At 73.5% G+C, this 24,011-nt stretch carries 21 protein-coding genes; 18 read left to right on the top strand and 3 right to left on the bottom strand.

The window, feature by feature from the left end:
* Nucleotides 1-145: 145 nt before the first annotated feature.
* The gene (locus ACGFZF_RS33710) at nt 146-841 is read right to left on the bottom strand and encodes a type 1 glutamine amidotransferase domain-containing protein (RefSeq protein WP_393560517.1); all 696 of its coding nucleotides are present in this window, start codon (nt 839-841) and stop codon (nt 146-148) included.
* Between the two features lie 416 nt (nt 842-1,257).
* Between ACGFZF_RS33710 and ACGFZF_RS33705 the strand changes: the two genes are divergently transcribed.
* The 3 genes from ACGFZF_RS33705 to manA all read left to right on the top strand — a co-directional run bounded on the left by ACGFZF_RS33705 (nt 1,258) and on the right by manA (nt 5,850).
* Nucleotides 1,258-3,570: an FdhF/YdeP family oxidoreductase gene (locus ACGFZF_RS33705; protein ID WP_393560515.1), complete on the top strand. Its 2,313-nt coding sequence runs from the start codon at nt 1,258-1,260 to the stop codon at nt 3,568-3,570.
* Between the two features lie 78 nt (nt 3,571-3,648).
* Complete coding sequence (locus ACGFZF_RS33700; protein ID WP_393560513.1) at nt 3,649-4,284, top strand: DUF1345 domain-containing protein; 636 nt, start codon at nt 3,649-3,651, stop codon at nt 4,282-4,284.
* A gap of 312 nt (nt 4,285-4,596) precedes the next feature.
* A complete protein-coding gene (manA, locus tag ACGFZF_RS33695) occupies nt 4,597-5,850 on the top strand; it encodes a mannose-6-phosphate isomerase, class I (RefSeq protein ID WP_393560511.1) in 1,254 nt (417 codons plus the stop codon).
* 170 nt (nt 5,851-6,020) lie between these two features.
* On the opposite strand, the gene katG is transcribed toward manA, so the two are convergent.
* Nucleotides 6,021-8,252, bottom strand: a complete 2,232-nt coding sequence (gene katG, locus ACGFZF_RS33690) for a catalase/peroxidase HPI (RefSeq protein WP_393560509.1) — start codon at nt 8,250-8,252, stop codon at nt 6,021-6,023.
* A 422-nt stretch (nt 8,253-8,674) separates the two neighbouring features.
* On the opposite strand from katG, the gene ACGFZF_RS33685 reads away from it, so the two are divergent.
* From ACGFZF_RS33685 to ACGFZF_RS33665, 5 genes are all read left to right on the top strand, one after another.
* Nucleotides 8,675-9,085 (top strand): Fur family transcriptional regulator, encoded by a 411-nt coding sequence (locus ACGFZF_RS33685; protein WP_393560507.1) that lies wholly within the window; start codon nt 8,675-8,677, stop codon nt 9,083-9,085.
* Nucleotides 9,086-9,337: 252 nt separating this feature from the next.
* Nucleotides 9,338-10,240 (top strand): hypothetical protein, encoded by a 903-nt coding sequence (locus tag ACGFZF_RS33680; RefSeq protein ID WP_393560505.1) that lies wholly within the window; start codon nt 9,338-9,340, stop codon nt 10,238-10,240.
* A gap of 215 nt (nt 10,241-10,455) precedes the next feature.
* Nucleotides 10,456-11,694, top strand: coding sequence for a PP2C family protein-serine/threonine phosphatase (locus ACGFZF_RS33675; RefSeq protein WP_393560503.1), 1,239 nt, complete (start codon nt 10,456-10,458; stop codon nt 11,692-11,694).
* A gap of 363 nt (nt 11,695-12,057) precedes the next feature.
* Entirely contained in the window at nt 12,058-12,930 is an 873-nt protein-coding gene (locus ACGFZF_RS33670; RefSeq protein ID WP_393560500.1) for an IclR family transcriptional regulator, read from the top strand.
* A 124-nt stretch (nt 12,931-13,054) separates the two neighbouring features.
* Complete coding sequence (locus ACGFZF_RS33665) at nt 13,055-13,522, top strand: hypothetical protein (protein ID WP_393560498.1); 468 nt, start codon at nt 13,055-13,057, stop codon at nt 13,520-13,522.
* A gap of 145 nt (nt 13,523-13,667) precedes the next feature.
* Here ACGFZF_RS33665 and ACGFZF_RS33660 read toward each other — a convergent pair whose 3' ends face one another.
* Complete coding sequence (locus tag ACGFZF_RS33660) at nt 13,668-14,306, bottom strand: GNAT family N-acetyltransferase (RefSeq protein ID WP_393560496.1); 639 nt, start codon at nt 14,304-14,306, stop codon at nt 13,668-13,670.
* A gap of 360 nt (nt 14,307-14,666) precedes the next feature.
* On the opposite strand from ACGFZF_RS33660, the gene ACGFZF_RS33655 reads away from it, so the two are divergent.
* From ACGFZF_RS33655 to ACGFZF_RS33610, 10 genes are all read left to right on the top strand, one after another.
* Nucleotides 14,667-16,544, top strand: a complete 1,878-nt coding sequence (locus ACGFZF_RS33655) for a hydrogenase maturation protein (RefSeq protein WP_393560494.1) — start codon at nt 14,667-14,669, stop codon at nt 16,542-16,544.
* 74 nt (nt 16,545-16,618) lie between these two features.
* A complete protein-coding gene (locus ACGFZF_RS33650) occupies nt 16,619-17,677 on the top strand; it encodes a hydrogenase expression protein HypE (RefSeq protein WP_393560492.1) in 1,059 nt (352 codons plus the stop codon).
* A gap of 76 nt (nt 17,678-17,753) precedes the next feature.
* Entirely contained in the window at nt 17,754-19,538 is a 1,785-nt protein-coding gene (locus tag ACGFZF_RS33645) for a nickel-dependent hydrogenase large subunit (RefSeq protein ID WP_393560490.1), read from the top strand.
* On the top strand, nt 19,535-20,059 hold the full coding sequence (locus tag ACGFZF_RS33640; protein WP_393560488.1) for a hypothetical protein: 525 nt from the start codon (nt 19,535-19,537) through the stop codon (nt 20,057-20,059). Before ACGFZF_RS33645 ends, ACGFZF_RS33640 begins: the two co-directional genes overlap by 4 nt.
* Nucleotides 20,056-20,709 carry a DUF5947 family protein gene (locus ACGFZF_RS33635; protein ID WP_393560486.1) on the top strand — a complete coding sequence of 218 codons (654 nt, stop codon included), beginning with the start codon at nt 20,056-20,058 and terminating at the stop codon, nt 20,707-20,709. The genes ACGFZF_RS33640 and ACGFZF_RS33635 overlap by 4 nt, the downstream gene beginning before the upstream one ends.
* On the top strand, nt 20,706-21,401 hold the full coding sequence (locus ACGFZF_RS33630) for a DUF6084 family protein (RefSeq protein ID WP_393560484.1): 696 nt from the start codon (nt 20,706-20,708) through the stop codon (nt 21,399-21,401). The genes ACGFZF_RS33635 and ACGFZF_RS33630 overlap by 4 nt, the downstream gene beginning before the upstream one ends.
* On the top strand, nt 21,398-22,840 hold the full coding sequence (locus ACGFZF_RS33625; protein ID WP_393560482.1) for a hypothetical protein: 1,443 nt from the start codon (nt 21,398-21,400) through the stop codon (nt 22,838-22,840). Before ACGFZF_RS33630 ends, ACGFZF_RS33625 begins: the two co-directional genes overlap by 4 nt.
* A gap of 32 nt (nt 22,841-22,872) precedes the next feature.
* Nucleotides 22,873-23,391 carry a hydrogenase maturation protease gene (locus ACGFZF_RS33620; protein ID WP_393560534.1) on the top strand — a complete coding sequence of 173 codons (519 nt, stop codon included), beginning with the start codon at nt 22,873-22,875 and terminating at the stop codon, nt 23,389-23,391.
* Nucleotides 23,388-23,489: a DUF6893 family small protein gene (locus ACGFZF_RS33615; RefSeq protein ID WP_393560480.1), complete on the top strand. Its 102-nt coding sequence runs from the start codon at nt 23,388-23,390 to the stop codon at nt 23,487-23,489. Before ACGFZF_RS33620 ends, ACGFZF_RS33615 begins: the two co-directional genes overlap by 4 nt.
* Before the next feature lie 116 nt (nt 23,490-23,605).
* Nucleotides 23,606-24,010: a hydrogenase maturation nickel metallochaperone HypA gene (locus tag ACGFZF_RS33610; protein WP_393560478.1), complete on the top strand. Its 405-nt coding sequence runs from the start codon at nt 23,606-23,608 to the stop codon at nt 24,008-24,010.
* Nucleotide 24,011: the final 1 nt, after the last annotated feature.

Below are 24,011 nucleotides of genomic sequence, written 5' to 3'. Positions count from 1 at the left end.
GGGGCGCGTGCGCGGGCCCCCCCCCCGCCGGGGGGCTATCCCCCCCCCCCCGCGGGGGGGGCGCGGGGGGGCGCCGCCCCCGGGGGGCCCGGGCGGGGGGGGGCCCGGGGCCCCCGCACCCCCCCACGGCCGGCCGTCCCCTCGGTCAGGCGAGCTTCTTCAGGACCTCCGCCGCGAGGGGCGCGGAGGAGGCGGGGTTCTGCCCGGTGACGAGGTTGCGGTCGACGACCACGTACGGCGCCCACGGCTCGCTCACCCGGACGTCGACCCCCGCCTCGGTCAGGCGGGTCTCCAGCAGCCACTTCGCCTTCTCGGCGAGGCCGGCCTGGGTCTCCTCCACGTTGCTGAAGGCGGCGACCCGGTAGCCCGCGAAGGCGTTGGTGCCGCCCTCGTCGACGGCGGCGAGCAGGGCCGCCGGGCCGTGGCAGACGACGGCCAGGGGCTTGCCCGACTTCAGCGCCGCGACGAGCAGCCGCCCCGAGTCGGCGTTCACGGCGAGGTCCTCCATGGGGCCGTGGCCGCCGGGGTAGAAGACGGCGTCGTAGTCGTCGATCCGTACGTCCTCCAGCCGCACCGGATGCCGCAGGGCGGAGAGGGAGGCGAGCGCCGAGGCGACCTTCTCGGCGCCCTCGGGCCCGCCGTTGAACTCGGGGGCGAGGCTGCCCTGGTCGACGGTGGGCTCGACGCCGCCCGGGGTGGCCACGACGACCTCGTGTCCCGCGGCCGTGAACGCCTCGTACGGGGCGACGGCCTCCTCGGCCCAGAAGCCGGTCGGGTGCTTGGTGCCGTCGGCGAGGGTCCAGTGGTCGGCGCCGGTCATCACGAAAAGGATCTTCGACATGCTGAGCTCACTCCGGAAGGAAGGAAGGGGAGGGGGGGACGGGGGCCGAGGGCGGGACGGGTGCTCGCCGGGGGCTCGGTCGGCCCGAGGCGGCGTCGTCCGCGCCGTCGCGCGCCGACGTTCCGTGCACGGACCGCCGGCGTGGCGACGTCTTCGACGGTAGGCCGGTCGGTCATCGATATCCAATGGGGAATCCGATGTCCGGCATTGGAATCCCGATGGGTCCCCCGGTCGGGCGTACGCGGTGCCCCGTCGGTCCGCCACCGGAAGCACGCGGTGCCCCGTCGGTCCGCCACCCGAACCACGCGCGTGCGCCGGCGCCGGCACGGTCGCATGGCGACGTCCTGGCCACCGACCTAGCCTGGGCAGGAGTGCCGCATTCCGGCCCAGATCCGCGCAGCGGAAGGGTGACAGTCTTGAGCGCGTCCGACGAGGAACAGCGACAGGTCGAGCACCGTGTGGGGCCCGAACCCACGGGAGACCCGGAGTTCCGTCCCTACCACCATCCCGCCGCCGGCTGGGGCGCCGCCAAGAGCGTGACGAACTTCCTGGTGCGCGAGGGCGCGCTGGTGGACGGCCCCCGGGCCATCATGCGGATGAACCACGAGAACACGGGCTTCGACTGCCCGGGCTGCGCCTGGCCGGACGACACCAAGGGCCTGCACCTCGACATCTGCGAGAACGGGATCAAGCACGTCACCTGGGAGATGACGCGTAAGCGCGTCGGGCGGGAGTTCTTCGCCGCCCACTCCGTGACCGAGCTGTCGGGGTGGAGCGACCACGAACTGGAGAACCAGGGCCGGCTGACCGAGCCGATGGTCTACGACCCCGACACGGACCACTACGTCCCCGTCAGCTGGAAGGACGCCTTCGAGGTCGTCGGCCGGGCCCTGCGCGGGCTGGAGTCCCCGCACCAGGCGTCGTTCTACACGTCCGGGCGCCTCGGGAACGAAGCCACCTTCCTGTACCAGTTGATGGCTCGCGAGCTGGGCACCAACAACCTGCCGGACTGCTCGAACATGTGCCACGAGGCCAGCGGGCGCGCGCTGCAGGCGTCCCTCGGCACCGGCAAGGGCACCGTCGACCTCAAGGACTGGGAGGTGACCGACGCGCTCTTCATCCTGGGCGTCAACGCCGCCTCCAACGCGCCCCGGATGCTCACCGCCCTCGCCGAGGCGCACGACCGCGGCGCCCGGATCGTGCACGTCAACCCGCTGGTCGAGGCGGCCGCCACGCGCACCATCGTCCCGCACGACTTCACGGACATGGCGCTGTTCAGAACGACCCGGACCAGCACCCTCAACCTGCAGCCGCGCATCGGCGGCGACATGGCGCTGCTGCGGGGCATGGCCAAGGCGATCCTGGAGCAGTCCGCGACCGACCCCAAGGCGCTGGACCGGGAGTTCGTCGAGCGCCACACCACCGGCTTCGACGCGTACCGCGCCGTGTGCGAGGCCACGCCGTGGGACGAGATCGAGCACCAGTCCGGCGTCACCCGAGCCGACATCCTGAAGGCCGCCCGGGTCTACCGGGAGGCGGACCGCAGCATCGTCAGCTGGTGCCTGGGCCTCACCCAGCACGAGCACGGCGTCGACACGGTGCGCGAGATCGTCAACCTCCTGCTGCTGCGGGGCAACCTGGGGCGTGAGGGTGCGGGGCCGTCGCCCGTGCGCGGCCACAGCAACGTCCAGGGCAACCGCACCTGCGGGATCGACCACCGGCCCACCGACGCGTTCCTGGACCGAATGGCCGAGGTCTGCAAGATCGACCCGCCGCGCGAGCACGGTCTGGACACCGTCCGCACCATCCGGGCCATGCACGCGGGCGAGGTGAAGGTGTTCGTCGGCATGGGCGGCAACTTCGCCCTCGCGGCCCCCGACACCCCGTACACCTACGAGGCGTTGCGTGCCTGCGACCTGACCGTCCAGGTGAGCACCAAGCTCAACCGCAGCCACATCGTGCACGGACGGCGGGCGCTGATCCTGCCGTGCCTCGGCCGCACGGAGAAGGACCACCAGCGCAAGGGCGTCCAGAGCACGTCCGTCGAGGACTCGATGAGCATGGTGCACCTGTCCGTCGGCATGAAGCGTCCCGCCTCCCCGCACCTGCTGTCCGAGCCGGCCATCGTCGCCGGCATGGCGCGCGCCGCGCTGCCCGACAGCGAGACGCCCTGGGAGTGGTACATCGAGGACTACGACCGCATCCGCGACACGATGGCGCGGGCGCTCGACGGGTTCGAGGACTTCAACCGCCGTGTCCGCCTGCCCCTCGGGTTCCGCATCAAGCAGCCGGCCCGCGAACTGGTCTTCCTCACCCCGTCCGGGCGCGCCGAGTTCTCCACCGCCGCCCTGCCCGACGTCGTCCCCGCCCCCGGGACCCTGGCGCTCGGCACCATGCGGTCCCACGACCAGTGGAACACCACCATCTACTCCGACAACGACCGCTACCGCGGCATCAAGAACCTGCGCACGCTCGTCTTCATGAACCGGGACGACATGCGCGAGCGCGGCATCACCGAACTCGGCCGTGTCGACATCACGAGCACCGCCAAGGACGGCAGCCGGCGCCACCTCGAGGGCTACCTCGCCGTCCCCTACGACATCCCCCGCGGCTGCGCTGCCGGATACATGCCCGAGATGAACGTCCTGTGCGCCCTCGGCGACTACAGCACCCAGAGCGACCAGCCGATCATGAAGCACGTCAAGGTCACCATCGACCCCGCCGCCTGACGGGCCGCCCGCCCCGCCGTCCCGCCCGTCCCGCCGTCTCCCGAGGCGGGACGGCTTCCGTCGCCACTGTGAGGGCCCGTGCAACTCTGGCTTCCGCGCTCCGCGGTTCCCCGGCTCGTGAACGCGTCGCTCTTCGGACTGGTCGTCGGCGTCCTCGTGGGTCTGGGGCGGGAGACACCCCTCGGGATCCTGGCCGGGATCTTCGCCGCCGAGACCTTCTTCGTCGTGACCGGCTGGATCGTGCTCTGGCCGATGGACGCCGCCGAGACCCATCGCAACGCGCGGCGCGAGGACTTCAGGCCGCTCGTCGAGGAACTCGCCGTCGTCGCGGCAGCCGTGTGCGGTCTGGCCGGCATCGTGCTGCTGCTCCTGGTCGGCGACTCGCGCGACAGCCACACCGCCGCGGCGACGGCGCTCGGCGGTGTCTTCATGGCCTGGGCGGCCCTGCACCTGATGTACGCCACCCGTTACGCGCACCTGTACTACCTGACGTCCGACGGAGGCATCGACTTCAACACCCAGAGCCCGCCGGCCTACAGCGACTTCCTCTACTTCAGCTACAACCTGGGCATGACCTACCAGGTCTCGGACACGGACGTCTCCAGCTCGAGGATCCGGGCGGTGGCCCTGCGGCACTGTCTGCTGTCTTACGTCTTCGGGGCCAGCATTCTCGCCACCACGATCAACCTCGTCACCGGAATCGTGACGGGCTGACCGGCCCCGGGGCGAGAGCGTCGCGCTCCGGGCGGCACGTGACGACAGGACCCGGGGGTGGTCAGGTGGTGCGCCCCGCACTAGACAACGTTGTCAGAACCGAGGCAGAGTGTGCGGAGCGCACGAGCGGGACGCGTCGGGACGCCATGGACGGGAACCGTCGCGGTACCGCCGGCCACGCCTGCCCGGAACGACCGAAAGTGACCCCGAAGCCTCGGAACCGCCCCCGCTCCGACAGGTGTTCTCCCACCGGTCGCCTCCCGCCGGAACCGTGTTCGCCCGCACGCCTCCTCCGCCCAGGAAACAGACGCCATGGACCTCCTCTCCACCACCGTTCAGCCCTACGCGTGGGGCTCCACCACCGCCCTGCCCCGGCTCATGGGCCTCCCGCCGACCGGCGAACCCCAGGCCGAACTGTGGATGGGCGCCCACCCGGCGGCGCCGTCGCTCGTCGAACGCGGTGGTGTCACGATCCCCCTCGACCGCGTCATCACGGCCGACCCCGGAGGCGAGCTGGGAGCGTCCGTGCTGCGCCGCTTCGGTCCCCGGCTGCCGTTCCTGCTGAAGCTGCTCGCCGCGGACGCCCCGCTCTCCCTCCAGGTCCACCCGGACGCGGAGCGGGCGGCCGCGGGCTTCGCGGCGGAGAACGCGCGGGGCATCCCGCTGGACGCCCCGCACCGCAACTACCGGGACGGGCAGCACAAGCCGGAGATGATCGTCGCCCTGACCGCCTTCGACGGGCTGTGCGGCTTCAGGCCGCCCGCGGAGTGCGCGGCCCTGTTCGACGATCTGGGGGTTCCCGCCCTGCGTCCGTACGCCGGGACGTTGCGGACGGCTCCGGAGGAGTCCGCGCTGAGGGCCGTGTTCACCGCGTTCCTCGCCCCCGGGCCCGGCCTGCTGGACGCCGTCACCGAGGCCCTCGCGCGCGCGGCCGGGCGGGAAGGGGCACGGCGGCCGGACTTCGTCGCGTACCGGGCGATCGCGCGGGCGCATCCGGGCGACGCCGGGCTCCTGCCCGCGCTGATGCTGCGTCATGTGCGACTCGCCCCGGGCGAGGCGCTCCACCTCGAGGCGGGTGTGCCGCACGCGTACCTGTCCGGGCTCGGGGTGGAGGTCATGGCCGGGTCCGACAACGTCCTGCGGTGCGGGCTGACGACCAAGCACGTGGACACGGACGAACTCCTCGCAGTCGTCCGGTTCGCCGCTCCGCCGTCCCGCGTCCTCGGGCCGGGGCCGGAGGGGCTCGCGGACGAGTACGTCTACCCGGCCCCGGTCGACGACTTCCGGCTCTCCCGGATCACGCTGAGGGCCGACGGCGCACCGCGGCACCTAGGCGGGGACGCGCCCCAGATCGTCCTGTGCACCGAGGGGGAGGCCCTGCTGACGTCCGCGGCGGCCACGGTGCGGATCGGGCCCGGCCGTGCCGTCTACGTACCCGCGGGGGAGCGGACCGAGGTGGCGGGGGAGGGCACCGTCTTCCGGGCCACCGTGCCGCCCGAGCACGCGGCGGCGCCGTCGGGCCGCGTCCCCGTCTCCGCTCCGGCGGAGCCGGCCGCGGCCCGCTGACGGGCGGACCGCGGCCGTCATGCACCGGTCCGGGGCGGCGCGGAGCACCTCCCGGAGCGGGAAGGTCCGGGCCCGCCGTCACCGGCCGGCCCGGACCCTGCGGGCGTCGGCCGCCCGGGCCGTGGGTGTCCCGTCGACCCGGCCGGGCCGACGGGACACCCCGCACGGGATCAGGCGACGTCGAACCGGTCCAGGTCCATCACCTTGCTCCAGGCGGCGACGAAGTCCCGCACGAACTTCTCCTTCGCGTCGTCGCTCGCGTAGACCTCGGCCAGCGCGCGCAGCTCGGAGTTCGAGCCGAAGACGAGGTCGGCCCGGCTGCCGGTCCACCGGACCTCGCCCGTGGCGGCGTCGCGGCCCTCGAACGTGTTCGCGTCCGAGGAGGTCGCCGTCCACTCGGTGCCCAGGTCGAGCAGGTTGACGAAGAAGTCGTTCGTCAGCGACCCGGGGGTCGTCGTGAAGACGCCCAGCGAGGACTGCTGGTGGTTGGCGCCGAGCACGCGCAGGCCGCCGACCAGGACCGTCAGTTCCGGGGCGCTGAGCGTCAGCAGGTTCGCCCTGTCGAGCAGCAGGTACTCGGCGGGAAGGCGGTTGCCCTTGCCGAGGTAGTTGCGGAACCCGTCGGCCGACGGCTCGATCGCGGCGAACGACTCCACGTCCGTCTGGTCCTGGGCGGCGTCCACGCGGCCCGGGGTGAACGGCACCTCGACCGCGAAGCCCGCGGCCTCGGCGGCCTTCTCCACGCCCGCCGAGCCGGCGAGCACGATGAGGTCGGCCAGCGAGACGCCCTGACCGGCGGACCGGGCGGAGTTGAAGGACTCCCGGACCCCCTCCAGGACACGGAGGACGGACGCCAGCTCGTCGGGCTCGTTGACCTGCCAGCCCCGCTGCGGTTCGAGGCGGATCCGGGCGCCGTTGGCGCCGCCGCGCTTGTCGCTGCCGCGGAAGGAGGAGGCCGACGCCCACGCGGTCGACACGAGCTGGGAGACCGTCAGGCCGGAGCCGAGGACCAGCTCCTTGAGCGCGGCCACGTCGTCGGCGGCGAGCGGCTCGTACGTCGCCTCGGGCAGCGGGTCCTGCCAGAGCAGCACCTCGGACGGGACCTCGGGCCCGAGGTAGCGCGCGACCGGGCCCATGTCACGGTGCGTCAGCTTGTACCAGGCGCGGGCGAAGGCGTCCGCGAACGCGGCGGGGTCCTCGTGGAAGCGGCGCGAGATCGGCTCGTAGACCGGGTCGAAGCGCAGCGACAGGTCCGTCGTCAGCATCGTCGGGGCGTGCCGCTTCGACGGGTCGTGCGCGTCCGGCACGGTGTCCGACCCGGCGCCCTCCTTCGGCCGCCACTGGTGGGCGCCCGCCGGGCTCTTGAACAGCTCCCACTCGTAACCGAAGAGGATGTCGAAGAAGCTGTTGTCCCACTGCGTCGGCGTGTCGGTCCAGATGCCCTCCAGGCCGCTGGTGATCGCGTCGCCGCCCTTGCCCGTGCCGTGGGAGTTCTTCCAGCCCAGGCCCTGCTGCTCGATCGGGGCGGCCTCGGGGTCGGCGCCGACCGCGTCCGCGGGGCCCGCGCCGTGGGTCTTGCCGAAGGTGTGGCCGCCGGCGATCAGGGCGACCGTCTCCTCGTCGTTCATCGCCATCCGGCGGAAGGTCTCCCGGATGTCGCGGGCCGCGGCGATCGGGTCCGGGTTGCCGTTCGGCCCTTCCGGGTTGACGTAGATGAGCCCCATCTGGACGGCGCCGAGCGGGTTCTCCAGCTCCCGGTCGCCGCTGTAGCGCTCGTCGCCGAGCCAGGTCGTCTCCGGGCCCCAGTAGACGTCCTCGTCCGGCTCCCAGACGTCCGCGCGGCCGCCGGCGAAGCCGAAGGTCTCGAAGCCCATCGACTCCAGGGCGACGTTGCCGGTGAGGATCATGAGGTCGGCCCAGGACAGGCTCTGGCCGTACTTCTTCTTGACCGGCCACAGCAGGCGGCGGGCCTTGTCGAGGTTGCCGTTGTCCGGCCAGCTGTTGAGCGGAGCGAAACGCTGCTGGCCGGCGCCGGCGCCGCCGCGGCCGTCGCTGATCCGGTAGGTGCCCGCGCTGTGCCAGGCCATCCGGATCATGAGGGGGCCGTAGTTGCCGAAGTCGGCCGGCCACCAGTCCTGCGAGGTGGTCAGCACCTCGGCGATGTCGCGCTTCACCGCGGCGAGGTCGAGCGACTCGAACGCCTTGCCGTAGTCGAACTCCTCGCCCAGGGGATTGGCGACAGCCGGATTCTTGGCCAGGATCTTCAGGTTGAGGCGCTCCGGCCACCACTGGCTGTTCCCGCCGCTCTGGGTGGGGTGCGGGGCGCGCCCGTGCGCGACGGGGCAGCCACCGCCGCCCTCGCTCTTCGCGTCGGCGACGATCGCGTCGTGGTTCTCAGACATGTAAATCCCTCCGGACCAGGCGGTTCACGGTGCTCGGGCACTGCTGGTGGTGGTGGAACGTTCGGGGCGTGAGCCCCGGCGAGCGGCCTCGGCCTCGCGGGCCGAGAAGTACTGGGCCTCGGGCGGTGTCGGGCAGGGCGTCCCGCGGTTCGAGCGGCGGGCGTCGACGGCGGCGGGCGCCGGGCGCCGGGACGCGGCCGGGCCGCACCGGCACGCCGGCGCCGCGCGGTGTTCCGGCGGTGGCCCTCACGTCGCTGTCTCCTGCCGTACTGGAATTGTTCCGTCCCCTTGGCTCTCAACAGAACCGATCCTACGATGGACTCAATCCAAGTCAAGATGCACGCCAAAGCCCTACCCGATAGGAGTCCGGACGCACGTCCAGTCCGCCGGGAACTCCGCCGAACCTGAATGGGTGAGCCGATATGAGCGACTTGCTGGAGCGGTTGCGCGGGCGCGGCTGGCGCATGACCTCGCAGCGCCGTGTCGTCGCCGAGGTACTCGACGGCGACCACGTGCACCTCACGGCCGACGAGGTGCACGCCCGCGCGGCGGCGCGGCTGCCCGAGATCTCCCGGGCGACCGTGTACAACACGCTGGGCGAACTGGTCCTGCTCGGCGAGGTCCTGGAGGTGTCCACCCACGGCCGCGCGAAGCGGTACGACCCCAACGCCCGCAACCCGCATCAGCACCTGGTCTGCTCCGGCTGCGGCCTGATCCGTGACGTCCACCCGACCGGCGACCTGCTGGCCGGTCTGGCGGCGGGGGAGCGGTTCGGCTTCAGCGTCTCGGAGGTCGAGGTCACGTACCGCGGACTCTGCCCCTCCTGCGCCTAGGGGGTGTCTTGCCGATCTTGCCGGGCTCGCGGTGTCCTGCGACTCCGTCTCCCGCGTTGTCGTCGGTCGGCATGGCTCCGCCATGCCTCGCCCCCACAGCCTTCGGCGTGGGAGGGACCCCCATCCTCCGCCTTGGATCCGAAGCCCCAGGACACCGCTCACTGACCCGGCCTGATCGACAAGACACCCCCAGGGGCGCGTTGCAGGCCCGCCCGGCTCGCCCGGGGCGCGCGCGGTGGCCAGAGTGGGGGCGTGGACGTCGAGCGGATCACCACCGAGCTGTACGGTCTCGCGCCGGAGCGGTTCGTCGCCGCGCGGGACGCGTACGTCGCCGAGGCGCGCGAGGCGAAGGACACGAAGGCGGCGAAGACGATCGCCGGCCTGCGCCGCCCGACCCTGGCGGCCTGGGTCGCGAACCACCTCGCACGGGAGCGGCCGGAGGAGGCCGAAGGACTGCTGACCCTGGGCCGCACCCTGCGGGAGGCCCACCGCACCCTCGACGCCCCTCAGCTGCGGGAGGCGGGTCGTCGGCAGCACCAGGTCACCGCCGCCCTGGCACGGGAGGCCGCCGCCCTCGCGCGGGACGCCGGACAGTCCGTGAGCGAGGCCGTCCTGCGCGAGGTGACGGAGATCCTGCACGCCGTGCTCGCGGATCCCGAGGCCGGCGAGCGGTGGGCGGCGGGCCGGCTCGTCCGGGCGCCGGAACCGGTCGTCGGCTTCGGCGCCGTGGCCCCCGAGGCGGAGGCCGTCGCGCGGCGTCCCAAGGGCGACGCCCCGCCGCCTCCCCGCAAGAAGGCCCCCGGCCCGCACGGGAAGACCGGACCGCCGGACGACGCGCGGCTGCGCCGGGCCCGGAAGGCGGCACGGGAGGCCGACGCCGCGGCCCGGGAGCGGGCGGCGACGCTCGACACGGCGCGGCGGGCGCGCGACGACGCGCGGAGCGCCGCGGACGAGGCGGCGGTGCGGGTCACCGAGGCGGAGGAGGAGCTGCGTGTGGCGCGCCGGGAGCAGCGGACCGCCCGGGCCGAGGCCGCGGGCGCCGACAAGGCGGCGCGGGAGGCGGAACGGTCGGCGGACAAGGCCCGCCGCGCCGCGGAGGAGGCCGCGCGTGCCGTGGAGGCCGAGGAGGGGGAGGCCGCGCGGGGCGGGGGCTGACCGGGTGCGGACACTCCGTGACACCCGGCCGCGCCGACCCGTGCCTTCCGCCCGCGGCGAGGGGCCCACGCTCCGCGCCGGTACGACGAGCGGACCGCGCGGCAGGTGCGTACGTTGGCGTCAGGACCTGTTCGGGCAGGAGCCGCCGGACAGGCGGGACCGTCCGGACGGCCCCGAGGCCGTCCCCCGCCCGGACATGAGGAGCCGGTGAGCCTGTGACGCTGGAGATCGACTACAGGGCGCTGTTCGCCGCGACGCCGAGCCCGTATCTGGTGCTGGCGCCGGACCTGGTGATCGTCGACGTCAACCACGCCTATCTCCGGGCCACCAACCGGAGCCGGGACGACCTGCTCGGCCAGTACCTCTTCGACGCCTTCCCCGACAACCCGGCCGACCCCGACGCGGACGGGGTGCGCAACCTCGGTGCCTCGCTCGGGCGCGTCCTGGCCACGGGCCGCGCGGACACGATGGCCGTGCAGAAGTACGACATCCCGGTCGTCGGCCGGCCCGGAGCGTTCGAGGAACGCTGGTGGTCGCCGGTGAACACGCCCGTTCTCGACGGTGACAAGCGCGTCGCCTGGATCATCCACCGGGTCGAGGACGTCACGGCCTTCGTGCAGTCCCGCCGCTTCCGGCGCCAGGGCGGGCAGTGGACCGAACGCGAGGAGGGCATGGAGGCCGAGCTGTACGCCCGGGCCCGGGAACTCCAGCGCCTGAACGAGGAACTGCGCGCCGCGCACGCCCGCGAGTTGGAGGTCGCCGTGACGCTCCAGGAGGCGATGCTCCGCTCGCCGGACCTGGCCCACCACCCGGACGTCGCCGTCCGCTACCTGCCGGCGATCGGCTCGCTCAACGTGTGCGGCGACTGGTACGACACCGTCGACCTGCCCGACGGCCGCTTCACCCTCGCGGTGGGCGACGTCGTCGGGCACGGCCTGGAGGCCGCCACCGTGATGGGGATGCTGCGCAGCGCCCTGTCTGCGGCGAGCCGCGCGGTCGCCGGGCCGGCCCAGGCCCTGGAGATCCTGGGCATGTACGCCCGCTCCGTCGAGGGCGCGCTCGCGGCCACGGCCGTCAACGTCCTGGTCGACAGCCGCTCGAAGCTGATCGTCTACTCCAGTGCCGGGCATCCGCCTCCCGTGCTCCTGCGCGCCGATGGCTCCGCCGAGCTGCTGGACCAGGCCACCGACCCGCCCCTGGGGGCGCGGCCCGACCACGTGCCGCGCCCGCAGGCCGGCACGGCCTTCCGCACCGGCGACACCCTGGTGCTGTACACCGACGGCCTGATCGAGCGTCGTGACGAGGACATCGACGAGGGCCTCGCCCGTCTCACCGGCGCTCTGGCCGGGCTGACCGCGCTGGGGCCCGAGCGCCTGGCGGACGCCCTGCTCGCAGAGCTGGGGGCCGCCGCCGGCGTGCGCGACGACATCGCGCTCGTCGTCGTCCGCCTCTGACCGCCTCACCGGACGACGGCCGCGGCGGCGGGTGGTGGTCGGGGGGTGAATCGGTGGTCGGCCTCCGTCCGACGTCCGACGGCGGCGCGGGCGGCCGGCCGATGAACCCGTGTGCCCTGTGCGGTACCCGGGCCTCGGGCCGTGTCGCCGAAGAGCTCCTCGTCCGGACCCGGTGACGGTACGCGGGGCCGACGCGCCGGATCAGGGACGACGAAAGGCTTTGTCGACGCGACCGGTCTGTCGCATGGTGTCCCTTGTGCCCGCGGCCGCGCCATCGGGGGACCGGCCGGGGTACGGAGTCCGGGGGGACGTATGGACGCGACACACGGGGACACGACCCATGTGCATGCCACACACAGGGATGTGACACACCGGGACGCACGACGCGTCGACGCGAGACGGCTGGAACCCCGCCGCCGGGACGCGCGAAGAACCGAGGCGCGCGGCGGCGACGCCGGGACCGCCGACGCCGCGAGAGCGGGCGCCCGCGGTGGCGGGACGACGGGGACGGCCACCGCGCCGGGCGAGGCGGCGACGGGTCGGGGGCGTGGAGTGCTGGAGGGGGCCTTCGCCCTGCTGGACTCCCTGCGCCGGTACGGGGACGGGGCCGGTGTGACCGAACTGGCGGAGCTCTGCGGGGTGCCGAAGGGCACCGTGCACCGGCTGCTCGACCAACTCGTCGCGGTCGGCGCCGTGGAGCGGCGTGACCGGCGCTACCGGGTCGGCCCGCAGCTCTACCGGCTCGGGCAGGTCTGGGAACCGTACCCGGGCCTGCGGGCCGCCGCCCGCCTGCCGCTGCACCGGCTGCGGGCGGCGACCGGCGCCGGAGTCGTGCTCTCGGTCCTGCGCGAGGACCTCGCCCTGACCGTCGGCTCCGTGCCCGGCGAGGTGGAGGCGATCGTGCAGGTGAACGATGGCGTCGCGTTCGGCCTCGACACGGCGGCGGGCCGGGCGCTGCGCGGACCGCGGCGCCCCGGGGCCGTGCTCGACCGGGAGGACGTGATGGCCGGGGTGTGCTGTGCGGCGCTGCCGGTACGGGCGCCGGACGGCCGGACGGTGGCCGTGCTCACCGGGATGGTCCGGGCCGGCCGCCGCCTCGAACCCCTGGTCCAGGCCGTGGCCGAGGCGAGCGGCGCCGTCACGCGCGCCCTCGCCACGGCACCGCCGCCCCGAGCCGGCGTCCCCGGCGCGCCCGGTCGCCCGACACCGTCGTTCCGTCCAGCGGAACGCGCGTAGAACCACGGCGGGCGGACCGGCACAGTGGATGTCGTGCCGGGGGAGATCGGCACACCGGCCCGCCTGGACGGCGGGATCCGGTCCGAGTCGTCATCACAGTGACCCGACCGTGTGGGGGGACCACATGCGCAAGAACCGAGCCGCTCGACTGACCGCCGTCGCACTGCTGGGGCTCGGCAGCCTCGGCGCCTTCGCCGGCACCGCGCAGGCCGAGCCGATCGACTACGTGCGGATCGAGCTCCTGGAGCTGACCTGCCACCAGAACAGCGAAGGGGGCCACGACGAGGCCTACATCAAGATCACCGACGCCAACGGCAACGCGGTGAAGGTGTGGCCCGGAAGCCTCTCGTACCAGACGATGGGCGCCGGTTACGTCCGCTCGCTGACCGACGCCGACGGCAACGCCGCGCTCGTCCTCGGCAAGCAGCAGGCCCGCACCCTCACCCTCTGGGACGACGACACGACGAGCTCGGACGACAAGCTGGGCTCCACCCTCGTCACCGGCAGCGAGTTCGGCGGCGAGACCCAGTGGCGCTCCCTGGAAGGCTCCGGCGGGGTGTACACCATCGCCTACCGCGTCATCGACATCTGACGCGTCCGCACGCGCCCCGGCGGCCCGGCCCACCCCCACACCACCGGGCAGGGTCGCCGGCGGCACCGTTCGCGCGCGTCCGCCCCGAGCCGCCGGTTCGCGATCGTCCCGGGCGGGGCCGCGCCGGCATCGCCCGGCCGGAGCGTCACCCGCCGAGCGCCGCGTCGGGAGCCGTCGGCCGGCCCAGGTACCAGACGGGTCCGGGGTCGTCGACGGCCAGCTGCCGGAAACCCAGCCGGTCGTAGAACGCCCTGGCCGAGGTGTTGGACCGCACCATGCAGAGATGGACCGCCGCCACGCCCTCACGGTGCAGTGCCTCCAGCAGGGTCCGCATGAGGGACCGGCCGTACCCGCGACCCTGCCAGGCCGGCAGCAGGTCGATGTGGAGATGGGCCGGGAACCCGTCGAGTTCGTCCCGGACCATCCGCTCCGGCGTGTGGAGCAGGACGGTCATCTCCTCGGCGGGCGTCCGGGGCGTCCCTTCGACGGCCGGATGGCGCGCGCCCGCTTCCGGCAGCCACGCGTCGCGGAACCGCTTGGCGAACCCGGCGGTGTCGGGCGCTCCCAGCACGTAGCCCACGGCGCGGCCCTCGCCGTCGTCCAGGACGAAGGCGAAGTCCGGTTCCAGGGCGACGTAGGGATAGGCGAAGATCGTCGGCATCAGCTCCGGGTCGGGATAGTGGGACGAGGAGTCCCCGCCCTCGTGGGCCGTTCTGACGCAGATGTCCGCGAGCGCGGCGCGGTCCGCGGGACGGTAGGGCCGGATGAACGGTTCGTTCGTCATGCGACGCACGATTCCACCCAAGGGAGCGCTCCCACAACGCCTTTGGCGCCTCCGGCGACCGCCCGCCGGCACACCCGGGCGCGGCCGGAAACCACGGGCCCGGGGTACGACCCGAAGCGCGCCCACCCCCGGCCCCGACGTGTCCGCGCGCCCGCTCCGGACAGCGCCGCCGCCGTCCCGTCCTGCCGCCGACTGGCCGCTGCCGCTGCGCCTTTCGGGTGACATGGCCGTACGGCTTCGGGAACCGCCCGCCCCCATGGCAGAGCATCGCAGGCGGCCGGTCGAACGCACCGGCACGTACTGCCGACCGGCCCGGGGCCGCCTTCCCGCGCGGCCCCGGGCCCGTCGCTGGGAGGTCACGTGCGCGTCCTGCTCCTCGCGAGTTCGTTCAACAGCCTGACCCAGCGTGTCCACGCCGAACTGCGCGACCACGGGCACGCCGTCACGGTCGAACTCGCCCTGCCCGGGGTCTCCCTGACGGAGGCCGTGCACCGGCACCGGCCCGACCTGGTCATCGCCCCGATGCTGAGGACCGCCGTCCCCGAGGAGGTGTGGTCCACCCACACCTGCCTGATCGTCCACCCGGGACCGATCGGCGACCGGGGGCCCTCCTCCCTCGACCTGGCCGTCCAGGAGAACGCGACCCGATGGGGCGTCACGGTCCTGCAGGCCGAGGCGGAGATGGACGCCGGCGACGTCTGGGCGAGCGTCGCGTGCCCGCTGCCGGCGGTGGCCAAGGGCGACCTCTACCGCGGCGAGATCGCCGACGCGGCGCTCGCGGCCGTGCACCTCGCCGTCCGCCGGTTCGCCTCCGGCACGTACGTACCGAAGCCGCAGACCACCAGCCGGACCCGCGCGGCGCTGCGCCAGGACGGCCGGCGGATCGACTGGCGGACGGACTCCACCGAGCGGGTGCTGCGGCTGCTGCGCGCCGCCGACTCGCAGCCGGGGGTGCGTGACGAACTGCTCGGCGACGTGTGGTTCCTGCACGGCGGACACCCCGAGCCCGTGCTCCGCGGCCGGCCGGGGGAGCTGCTCGCCACCCGGGCCGGGGCGATCTGCCGGGCCACGGTCGACGGCGCCGTGTGGATTCCCGAACTCCGGGCCCGCCGCGCCCCGGGCGGGCCCGGGCAGGTCAAGCTGCCCGCGACGGCGGCCCTCGCCGGCCGACTCCCCGCGCTGCCGGACCTCGCCACCCCGCTCCTCACCGACCCGCCGGACGTCACCACCCCGCTCCCGACCGCGTCGGACCCCACCGCCCGGCCGGACCTCACCAGCCCCCACCTCGCCACGCCGCGGGACCTCGCCGCCCCGGCGGACCCGACCGCCCCGCCCGGCTGGTCCGACATCGCCTACCGCGAGGAAGGGGAGGTCGGATTCCTGTCGTTCTCCTTCCCGGGCGGCGCGATGAGCACCGAGCACTGCCGGCGCCTCCTCGACGCCTACCGGAACGCCTGCACCCGGCCCACCTCGGTCCTCGTCCTCGGCGGCGGCCGCGACTTCTTCTCCAACGGCATCCACCTCGGTGTCGTCGAAGCGGCCCAGGACCCGGCCGCCGAGTCCTGGGCCAACATCAACGCCATCGACGACCTGGTGGAGGCCGTCCTCACCACCACCGACCGCCTGGTGGTCGCCGCGCTCGGCGGCAACGCGGCGGCCGGCGGGGTCATGCTGGCCCTCGCGGCCGACGAGGTCTGGTGCCGTACCGGGGTCGTCCTGAACCCGCACTACCGACTGATGGGCCTGTACGGCTCCGAGTACTGGACCTACACCCTGCCCCGCCGGGTCGGCGCCGAGGTCGCCGAGCGGCTCACCGCCGAGGCCCTGCCGGTGAGCGCCGCCGCCGCACAGTCCCTCGGGCTCGTCGACCGCACCCTCCCCTGCGGTCCCCAGGCGTTCGCCGGCGAGACGGCGCGGCTCGCCGCGCACCTGGCCGCGCTGCCGTCCCTCGCGACCCGGATCGCCGGCAAGAAGGCCGGGCGCGAACGCGACGAGGCGCTGCGGCCGCTGGCGGCCTACCGGGAGGCCGAGCTGGACCGGATGCGGCGGATCTTCGACGACCCGGAGGCCCCGTACCACGCGCTGCGGCGCGCCTTCGTCCGCAAGGAGCCCGCCACCGCCACCCCGCCCCACCTCACCCGCGGCGCCCCCGGCGACCCGGCGCGCACCACCTCCGGCCCGCGCGCCGTCACTGGACTGGCCGTACAGGACGAGGCGCACCGGCCGGCGGACTGCTAGCAAGAAAGGTGGGGTCCGGGGCAGACCGTCCCGGCCCACCCCCTCCCAGAACACCTCCCCGAGGAGGCAACCCGATGACCGCAGCAATGCCGGAGACGGCGACCGAGGACCCGACGATCCACATCCTCTGGATCAACGCGGGGCTGAGCTGTGACGGTGACTCCGTGTCGCTGACGGCCGCGATGCAGCCCAGCATCGAGGAGATCGTGACCGGCACCCTGCCCGGACTCCCCAAGATCGCGGTGCACTGGCCGCTGATCGACTTCGAATGCGGTCCGGTCGGCGGCGCGGACACCTTCATCGAGTGGTTCTTCAAGGGGGAACGGGGCGAGATCGACCCGTTCGTGCTCGTCGTCGAGGGCTCGATCCCCAACGAGAAGATCAAGCCCGAGGGCTACTGGTGCGGGTTCGGCGACGACCCCGAGACCGGGCAGCCCATCACGACCAGCGAGTGGATCGACCGTCTGGCGCCCAAGGCGCTCGCCGTCGTCGCCATCGGGACCTGCGCCACGTACGGCGGCATCCACGCCATGGAGGGCAACCCGACCGGTGCCATGGGCGTGCCCGACTACCTCGGCTGGGACTGGACGTCGAAGGCCGGCATCCCGATCGTCTGCGTCCCCGGCTGCCCCATCCAGCCGGACAACTTCTCGGAGACCCTCACCTACCTCCTGTACCAGGCGGCGGGTTCGGCCCCGATGATCCCGCTCGACGACAAGCTGCGCCCGTCGTGGCTGTTCGGCGCGACCGTGCACGAGGGCTGCGACCGTGCCGGCTACTACGAGCAGGGCCAGTTCGCGCAGACCTACGACTCCCCGACCTGCCTGGTCAAGCTCGGCTGCTGGGGCCCGGTCGTCAAGTGCAACGTCCCCAAGCGCGGCTGGATGAACGGCATCGGCGGCTGTCCGAACGTCGGCGGCATCTGCATCGGCTGCACGATGCCGGGCTTCCCCGACAAGTTCATGCCCTTCATGGACGAGCCTCCCGGCGCCAAGTTGTCCAGCAAGGCCAGCGGCGCCTACGGCTCCGTCGTCCGCAGGCTCCGGTCGATGACCGTGCACACCGTGGACCAGGAGCCGAAGTGGCGGCACAGCGGCAAGAAGCTGACCACGGGCTACCGATCGCGCTGGTGAACCTCCCGCTCCACCCCGGCTCCGGCCCCCCGGGCCCGGCAAACCTCCCCGCACCAGAAGGGTCACGGCACAAACGATGACACCGCAGACGAAGAAGGCCGCCGACGGCAGCGGCCTGGTGGAGATGGCATGGGATCCGATCACCCGCATCGTGGGCAGTCTCGGCATCCACACGAAGATCGACTTCAAGCAGAAGCGGGTCGCGGAGTGCTACAGCACCTCGTCGGTCTTCCGCGGCTACAGCGTCTTCATGCGCGGCAAGGACCCCCGCGACGCGCACTTCATCACCAGCCGCATCTGCGGCATCTGCGGTGACAACCACGCCACCTGCTCCGTGTACGCGCAGAACATGGCCTACGGGGTGAAGCCGCCGCACCTCGGCGAGTGGATCATCAATCTCGGCGAGTCCGCGGAGTACATGTTCGACCACAACATCTTCCAGGAGAACCTGGTAGGGGTCGACTACTGCGAGAAGATGGTCCGCGAGACCAACCCGGGCGTCCTGGAGCTCGCCGAGCGCACCGAGGCCCCGCACGCCGGCGACCACGGCTACCGCACCATCGCCGACATCATGCGCTCCCTCAACCCCATCGAGGGCGAGTTCTACCGCGAGGCGCTCCAGGTCAGCCGCTACACCCGGGAGATGTTCTGCCTGATGGAGGGGCGCCACGTGCACCCCTCCACGCTCTACCCGGGCGGCACCGGCACCATCGCCTCGGTCCAGCTCTTCACGGACTACATGAGCCGCCTGATGCGGTACTGCGAGTTCATGAAGAAGGTCGTCCCCCTCCACGACGACCTGTTCGACTTCTTCTACGAGGCCCTGCCGGGGTACGAGGAGGTCGGCCGCCGCCGGGTGCTGCTCGGCTGCTGGGGCGCGCTCAACGACCCCGAGCACTGCGACTTCACCTACGCCAACATGACCGACTGGGGTCGGAAGATGTTCGTCACCCCGGGCGTCGTCGTCGACGGCAAGCTGGTGACCAACGACCTCACCGAGATCAACCTCGGCATCCGCATCCTCCTCGGCAGCTCCTACTACGACGACTGGGCGGGCCAGGAGCAGTTCGTCACCCACGACCCCCTCGGCAACCCGGTCGACCCCCGCCACCCGTGGAACCAGCACACCCTCCCCGCCCCGCAGAAGCGGAACTTCGACGACAAGTACAGCTGGGTGATGTCGCCGCGCTGGTTCGACGGCAAGGACCACCTCGCCCTCGACACCGGCGGCGGCCCCATCGCCCGCCTCTGGTCGACGGCCCTGTCCGGCCTCGTCGACGTCGGCTACGTCAAGGCGACCGGGCACAGCGTCGTCATCAACCTGCCGCGCACGATGACCAAGCCGGAGACCCGCTTCGAGTGGAAGATCCCGAAGTGGAGCAACGCGCTGGAGCGCAACCGCGCCCGGACGTACTTCCAGGCGTACGCCGCCGCCATCGCGCTGCACTGCGCGGAGAAGGGGCTCGCCGAGGTCCGCGCCGGACGCACCCAGACCTGGGAGAAGTTCGACGTGCCGGACGAGTCGATCGGCGTCGGCTTCACCGAGGCCGTCCGCGGCGTGCTGTCCCACCACATGGTGATCCGCGACGGCAAGATCGCCAACTACCACCCGTACCCGCCGACCCCGTGGAACGCCAGCACCCGCGACACCTTCGGCACCCCCGGCCCGTACGAGGACGCCGTGCAGAACACCCCGATCTTCGAGGAGAACACCCCGGAGAACTTCAAGGGCATCGACATCATGCGCGCGGTGCGCAGCTTCGACCCCTGTCTGCCGTGCGGCGTCCACATGTACGTCGGCGGCGGCAAGACGGTGAAGACGATGCACGTGCCCACCGGACTGAGCGGACTGGGCGGATGAGCGCGACGGCCGACGCGACCCTGACCGGGCGCCGGGTCGAGGAGGTGCTCGACCGGCTCGCCGCCACCGGCGACCGGGACGCCTGCGCCGCCGCCGAGGAACTGGTCCGCGTGCTCATGGACTTCTACGGCGCCGGCCTCGCCCGGATCGTCGGCGGCCTCGCCGACGGACTCCCTGCCGAGCTGCTCGACGACGAGCTCGTGGCCTCCCTGCTCACCCTCCACGAACTCCACCCCGAGGACGTGCACACCCGGATCGGCCGCGCCCTCGGTGCGGCCCGCGACCCGCTGGAGGCCGTCGGCTTCGACGCGGCCACCGGAGTCCTGCGGCTGCGCCCCACGGCGACCGGCGGCGGCTGCGGCTGCTCCGGAGGCGAGGGCGCGGACACCCGCGGCGTGGAGGACGTCCTGGCCGCCTTCGTCCCCGAGGTGACCGCGGTGGAGATCGAACCCGCCCCGGCTCCCGCTCCGCCGCTGCTCCAGATCGGGGTCCGCCCGCCCACCTCGGTGCGGGTGCCGTGACCGGCCCCGCCACCCCCGCGGCGGGGCCGCGCGGCCTGCGACGTTTCGCGGGCCCGCGCCCGCCCCGGCCGGAGACCTGCGAGCTGTGCGGCGTCGTGGTGCCCCCCGACGGCCACCGGCACCTGGTGGAGACCGAGCGGCGGGCCCTCGTCTGCGCGTGCACCGCCTGCGGCCTGCTGTTCGACCGCCCCGGCGCGCGGACCGGCCGCTACCGCGCCGTACCCGACCGCTACCTCGCCGATCCCGGGCACGGCATCGACGCGGCGGCCTGGGAGACCCTCCGGATCCCGGTCTCGGTCGCCTTCCTCTTCCACAACGCCGCACTCGACCGCCTCGTCGCGCTCTACCCGAGCCCGGCCGGCGCCACCGAGAGCGAACTCGACCCGCTGGTCTGGGAATCCGTCCTCGGCTCCGGACGGCTCGCCGGCCTGCTGGAGCCGGACGTCGAGGCGCTGCTGCTCCACCGCACCCCGGACGGCCGCACCACCTGCCACCTCGTCCCCATCGACATCTGCTACCGGCTCGTCGGCCGCATGCGCCTGACATGGCAGGGCTTCGACGGCGGAGCCGAGGCCCGCGCCGCGCTGGACGAGTTCTTCGCCCAGGTCGAACGCCGGGCCAGGATCCCCGCGGAGGCGAGGCCGTCATGACCGAGTTCGCCTTCACCTGCACCGGCGTACGCGCCGACCCCTACGCCGCCGGGCCCACCCTGGTCTTCCGGCTGCGCATCACGGCCACCGGCGAGGACCGCGTGCACGCCCTCGCCCTGCGCTGCCAGATCCGCGCCGAACCCGCCCTGCGGTCCTACGGCGACGGCGAGGCCGACGCCCTGGCCGACCTGTTCGGCGAACGCTCCCGCTGGAGCAGCACCCTGAAGCCCGTGCAGATCGCCCAGGTGTCCGTCATGGTGCCGAGCTTCACCGGGGAGACCGAGACCGACCTGGTCGTGCCCTGCACCTACGACATGGACATCGCGGCCACCCGGTACCTCGACGCCCTGGAGGACGGCGAGGCACCGCTGCTCCTGCTGTTCTCCGGCACCGCCTTCACCGGCGACGCCGGCTTCCGCGTCGAACCGGTCCCCTGGGACCGCGAGGCGACCTGCCGGATGCCCGTGGCCGTCTGGCGCGAGATGGTCGAACAGCACTTCCCCGGCACGGCCTGGCTCCGGCTGCCCCGCGACACCATGGCCGACCTGCTCGCCTTCCGCTCCCGGCACGCACTGGCCTCCTGGGAGGCGACCGTACGGGCGCTGCTCGACCGGGCCGACGGCGCCGAGCCGGCCCCGCCCCCGTTCCGGCTGGGCACCGGACGCCCGCGCGTCACCGAGAGGACGCCATGACGACGACCGCGGCCCCGCAGTCGCCCTTCGACACCGCACGCCACGTGGCCGACGCCGTCCTGTTCGAGGGATACGTGCTCTACCCCTACCGGGCCTCGGCGGCCAAGAACCGGCTGCGGTGGCAGTTCGGCGTGCTCGTCCCGCCCTCCTGGGGCCCCCGCCAGGACGAGCACACCCGGCAGCGCACGGAGATCCTGATGGAGCCCAGGCGCGGCACCACGCTCACCGTGGAGCTCCGCTTCCTGCACGCCCAGCGCCGCACGGTCCAACAGGCCCTGCCCGACGGGACCTTCGCCGACGTCGCCGAACTGCACCTGGCCGACCGGGTCCTCGTCCCCTGGGACGAGGGCACCGAGGAGCGCGTGGAACTCTCCGTGGACATCGCGGAGCTGGCGGGCGACGGGGTCCGGGTCCCGTTCCACCGCGTCGCCGGCGAGGACATCGAGTCCGTCCTCGACGAGGCCGGCCGGTGCGTCGGCCGACTCGTGCGGCGCACCGAGCGGATCGACGGCGCCGTGACCCTCTCGGCCGCCGAAGTCCCCGGCCCCTACCGGGTGTCGAAACTCACCGCGGTCGTGGAGAACACCAGCCCGTGGACCCCGGAGACGCCGGACACCGACCGCGACGCGGCCCTGGCCCGCTCCCTGGTCGCCGCGCACCTCCTGCTGGGGCTCGGCGCGGGCTCGTTCCTCTCGATGACCGACCCGCCCGAATGGGCCAGGAGCGCGGTCTCGGCCTGTGCGAACGAGCACACCTGGCCGGTCCTCGCCGGCGGCCCCGGACGGGCCGACGTCGTCCTCTCCTCGCCGATCATCCTGGAGGACCATCCGAGCATCGCGCCGGAGAGCGCGGGCGCGATGTACGACGCCACCGAGATCGACGAGATCCTCGCCCTGCGCACGGCGGCCCTGACCGACCAGGAGAAGCGCGAGGCCCGGGGGACCGACGCCCGGGCGGCCGCCGTCATCGACCTCGCCGACTCCATGCCCCCCGAGGTCCTGGAGCGGCTGCACGGCGCCGTCCGCGCGCTGCGCGAGATCACCGGCCCGGACGCCGCCGCGCATGCGGCGGACCCCGCCGGGCCCGAGGTGTTCACCGAACTCCCCGACGAGGAGGCGGTGTTCCGGCCCGAGAAGCCGTGGTGGGACCCGGCCTCGGACGACACCGCCGACCCGCTGCGCGACCGGATCACGGTCGAGGGCGTCTCGGTGGGCGTCGGCAGCCGCGTCCTGCTCCGCCCCGGCCTGCGCCGCACCGACGCCCAGGACCTGTTCGTCCAGGGACGCGCAGCCCTGGTCGAGGCGGTCCTCCACGACGTCGACGGGGGAGTGCACCTCGCCGTGACGGTGGAAGGCGACCCCGGAGCCGACATCCGGCGCGAGCAGGGCCGGTTCCTCTACTTCCAGCCCGACGAGGTCACCCCGCTGGAGGAGGCGTGAACGGCCGGACCCTCGTCGCCGGGATCGGCAACATGTTCCTCGGCGACGACGGCTTCGGCGGCGAAGCCGTACGCGCCCTGTCCGCGCACCCGCTGCCCGACGGCGTCGAGGTCACCGACTTCGGCGTACGCGGGGTCCACCTCGCCTACCAGCTGCTCGACGGCTACGACACGCTCGTCCTGGTCGACGCCACCGCGCGCGGCGGCGAGCCCGGCACGCTCTACCTGATCGACGTCGACGACCCGGAGACCGGCGCGGTCGCCGGGCCCGGGCCGGCCGAGCCGGGCGGAGCCGTGCTCGACGGGCACCACATGTCCCCCGACGCGGTCCTCGCCCTGCTCGGCACCCTGTGCGCCGGCACCGGCTCCCGACCGCCCCGGCGGACTTACGTCGTCGGCTGCGAACCCGCCGTCGTCGAGGAGGGCATCGGCCTGAGCCGGCCGGTGGCCGAGGCGGTGCCGCGGGCCGTCGGGATGCTGCGCGACCTGCTCCGGGACGACACCGGGGGCACGGACCACCGGCCCCTCCACGAACTGAGGAGAAGCTCATGAAGAAGGCTGTCATCGGCGGCATGGCCGCGGTCGCGCTCGTCGTCGCCCTGCAGGTGCTGCCCGACGTGAGGCGCTACCTGCGCATGCGCCGGATGTGACGCACCCCGGCCCACGGCCACGCCCGAATGGCGGACGCGCGGTGCCCGCTCTCGGCGTGGCCGACGCCGTCGTCGCCGTCCCGTCGGTCTAATGAGCCCCGGCAGGACGGAGTCCGATGCACGAGATGTCGATCGCCATGGCCGTGGTGGCCCAGGTGGAAGAAGCGGCCCTGGCCGGCGGGGCGAACGCGGTCACCCGGGTGGAACTCCAGGTCGGTGAGCTGGCCGGAGTCGTCCCCGACGCGCTGGCCTTCTCCTTCGAACTGGCCTGCGCCGGAACGGTCCTCGACGGCGCGCGACTCGTCACCCGTTCCGAGCCCGCGCGCGCCCGGTGCGGATCCTGCGCGCACACCTGGGCCGTGGGCATGCCGCCCGAGCTGCGCTGCACGGCGTGCGGCACGGCCGCCGACGTGCAGCTCCTGGCCGGCCGCGAACTACGGATCCTCAGCGTCACCTGGGAGGACGGCACCGACCCGGCCGCCGCCGCGCCCACCCGAGAACCGATTCCCGAGGAGGCCTGAC

The organism is Streptomyces sp. NPDC048338, assembly GCF_043201055.1.
GTDB lineage: Bacteria > Actinomycetota > Actinomycetes > Streptomycetales > Streptomycetaceae > Streptomyces.
The sequence above is the reverse complement of the archived record's forward strand: the minus strand, read 5'-3'. Positions and strand labels throughout refer to the sequence as shown.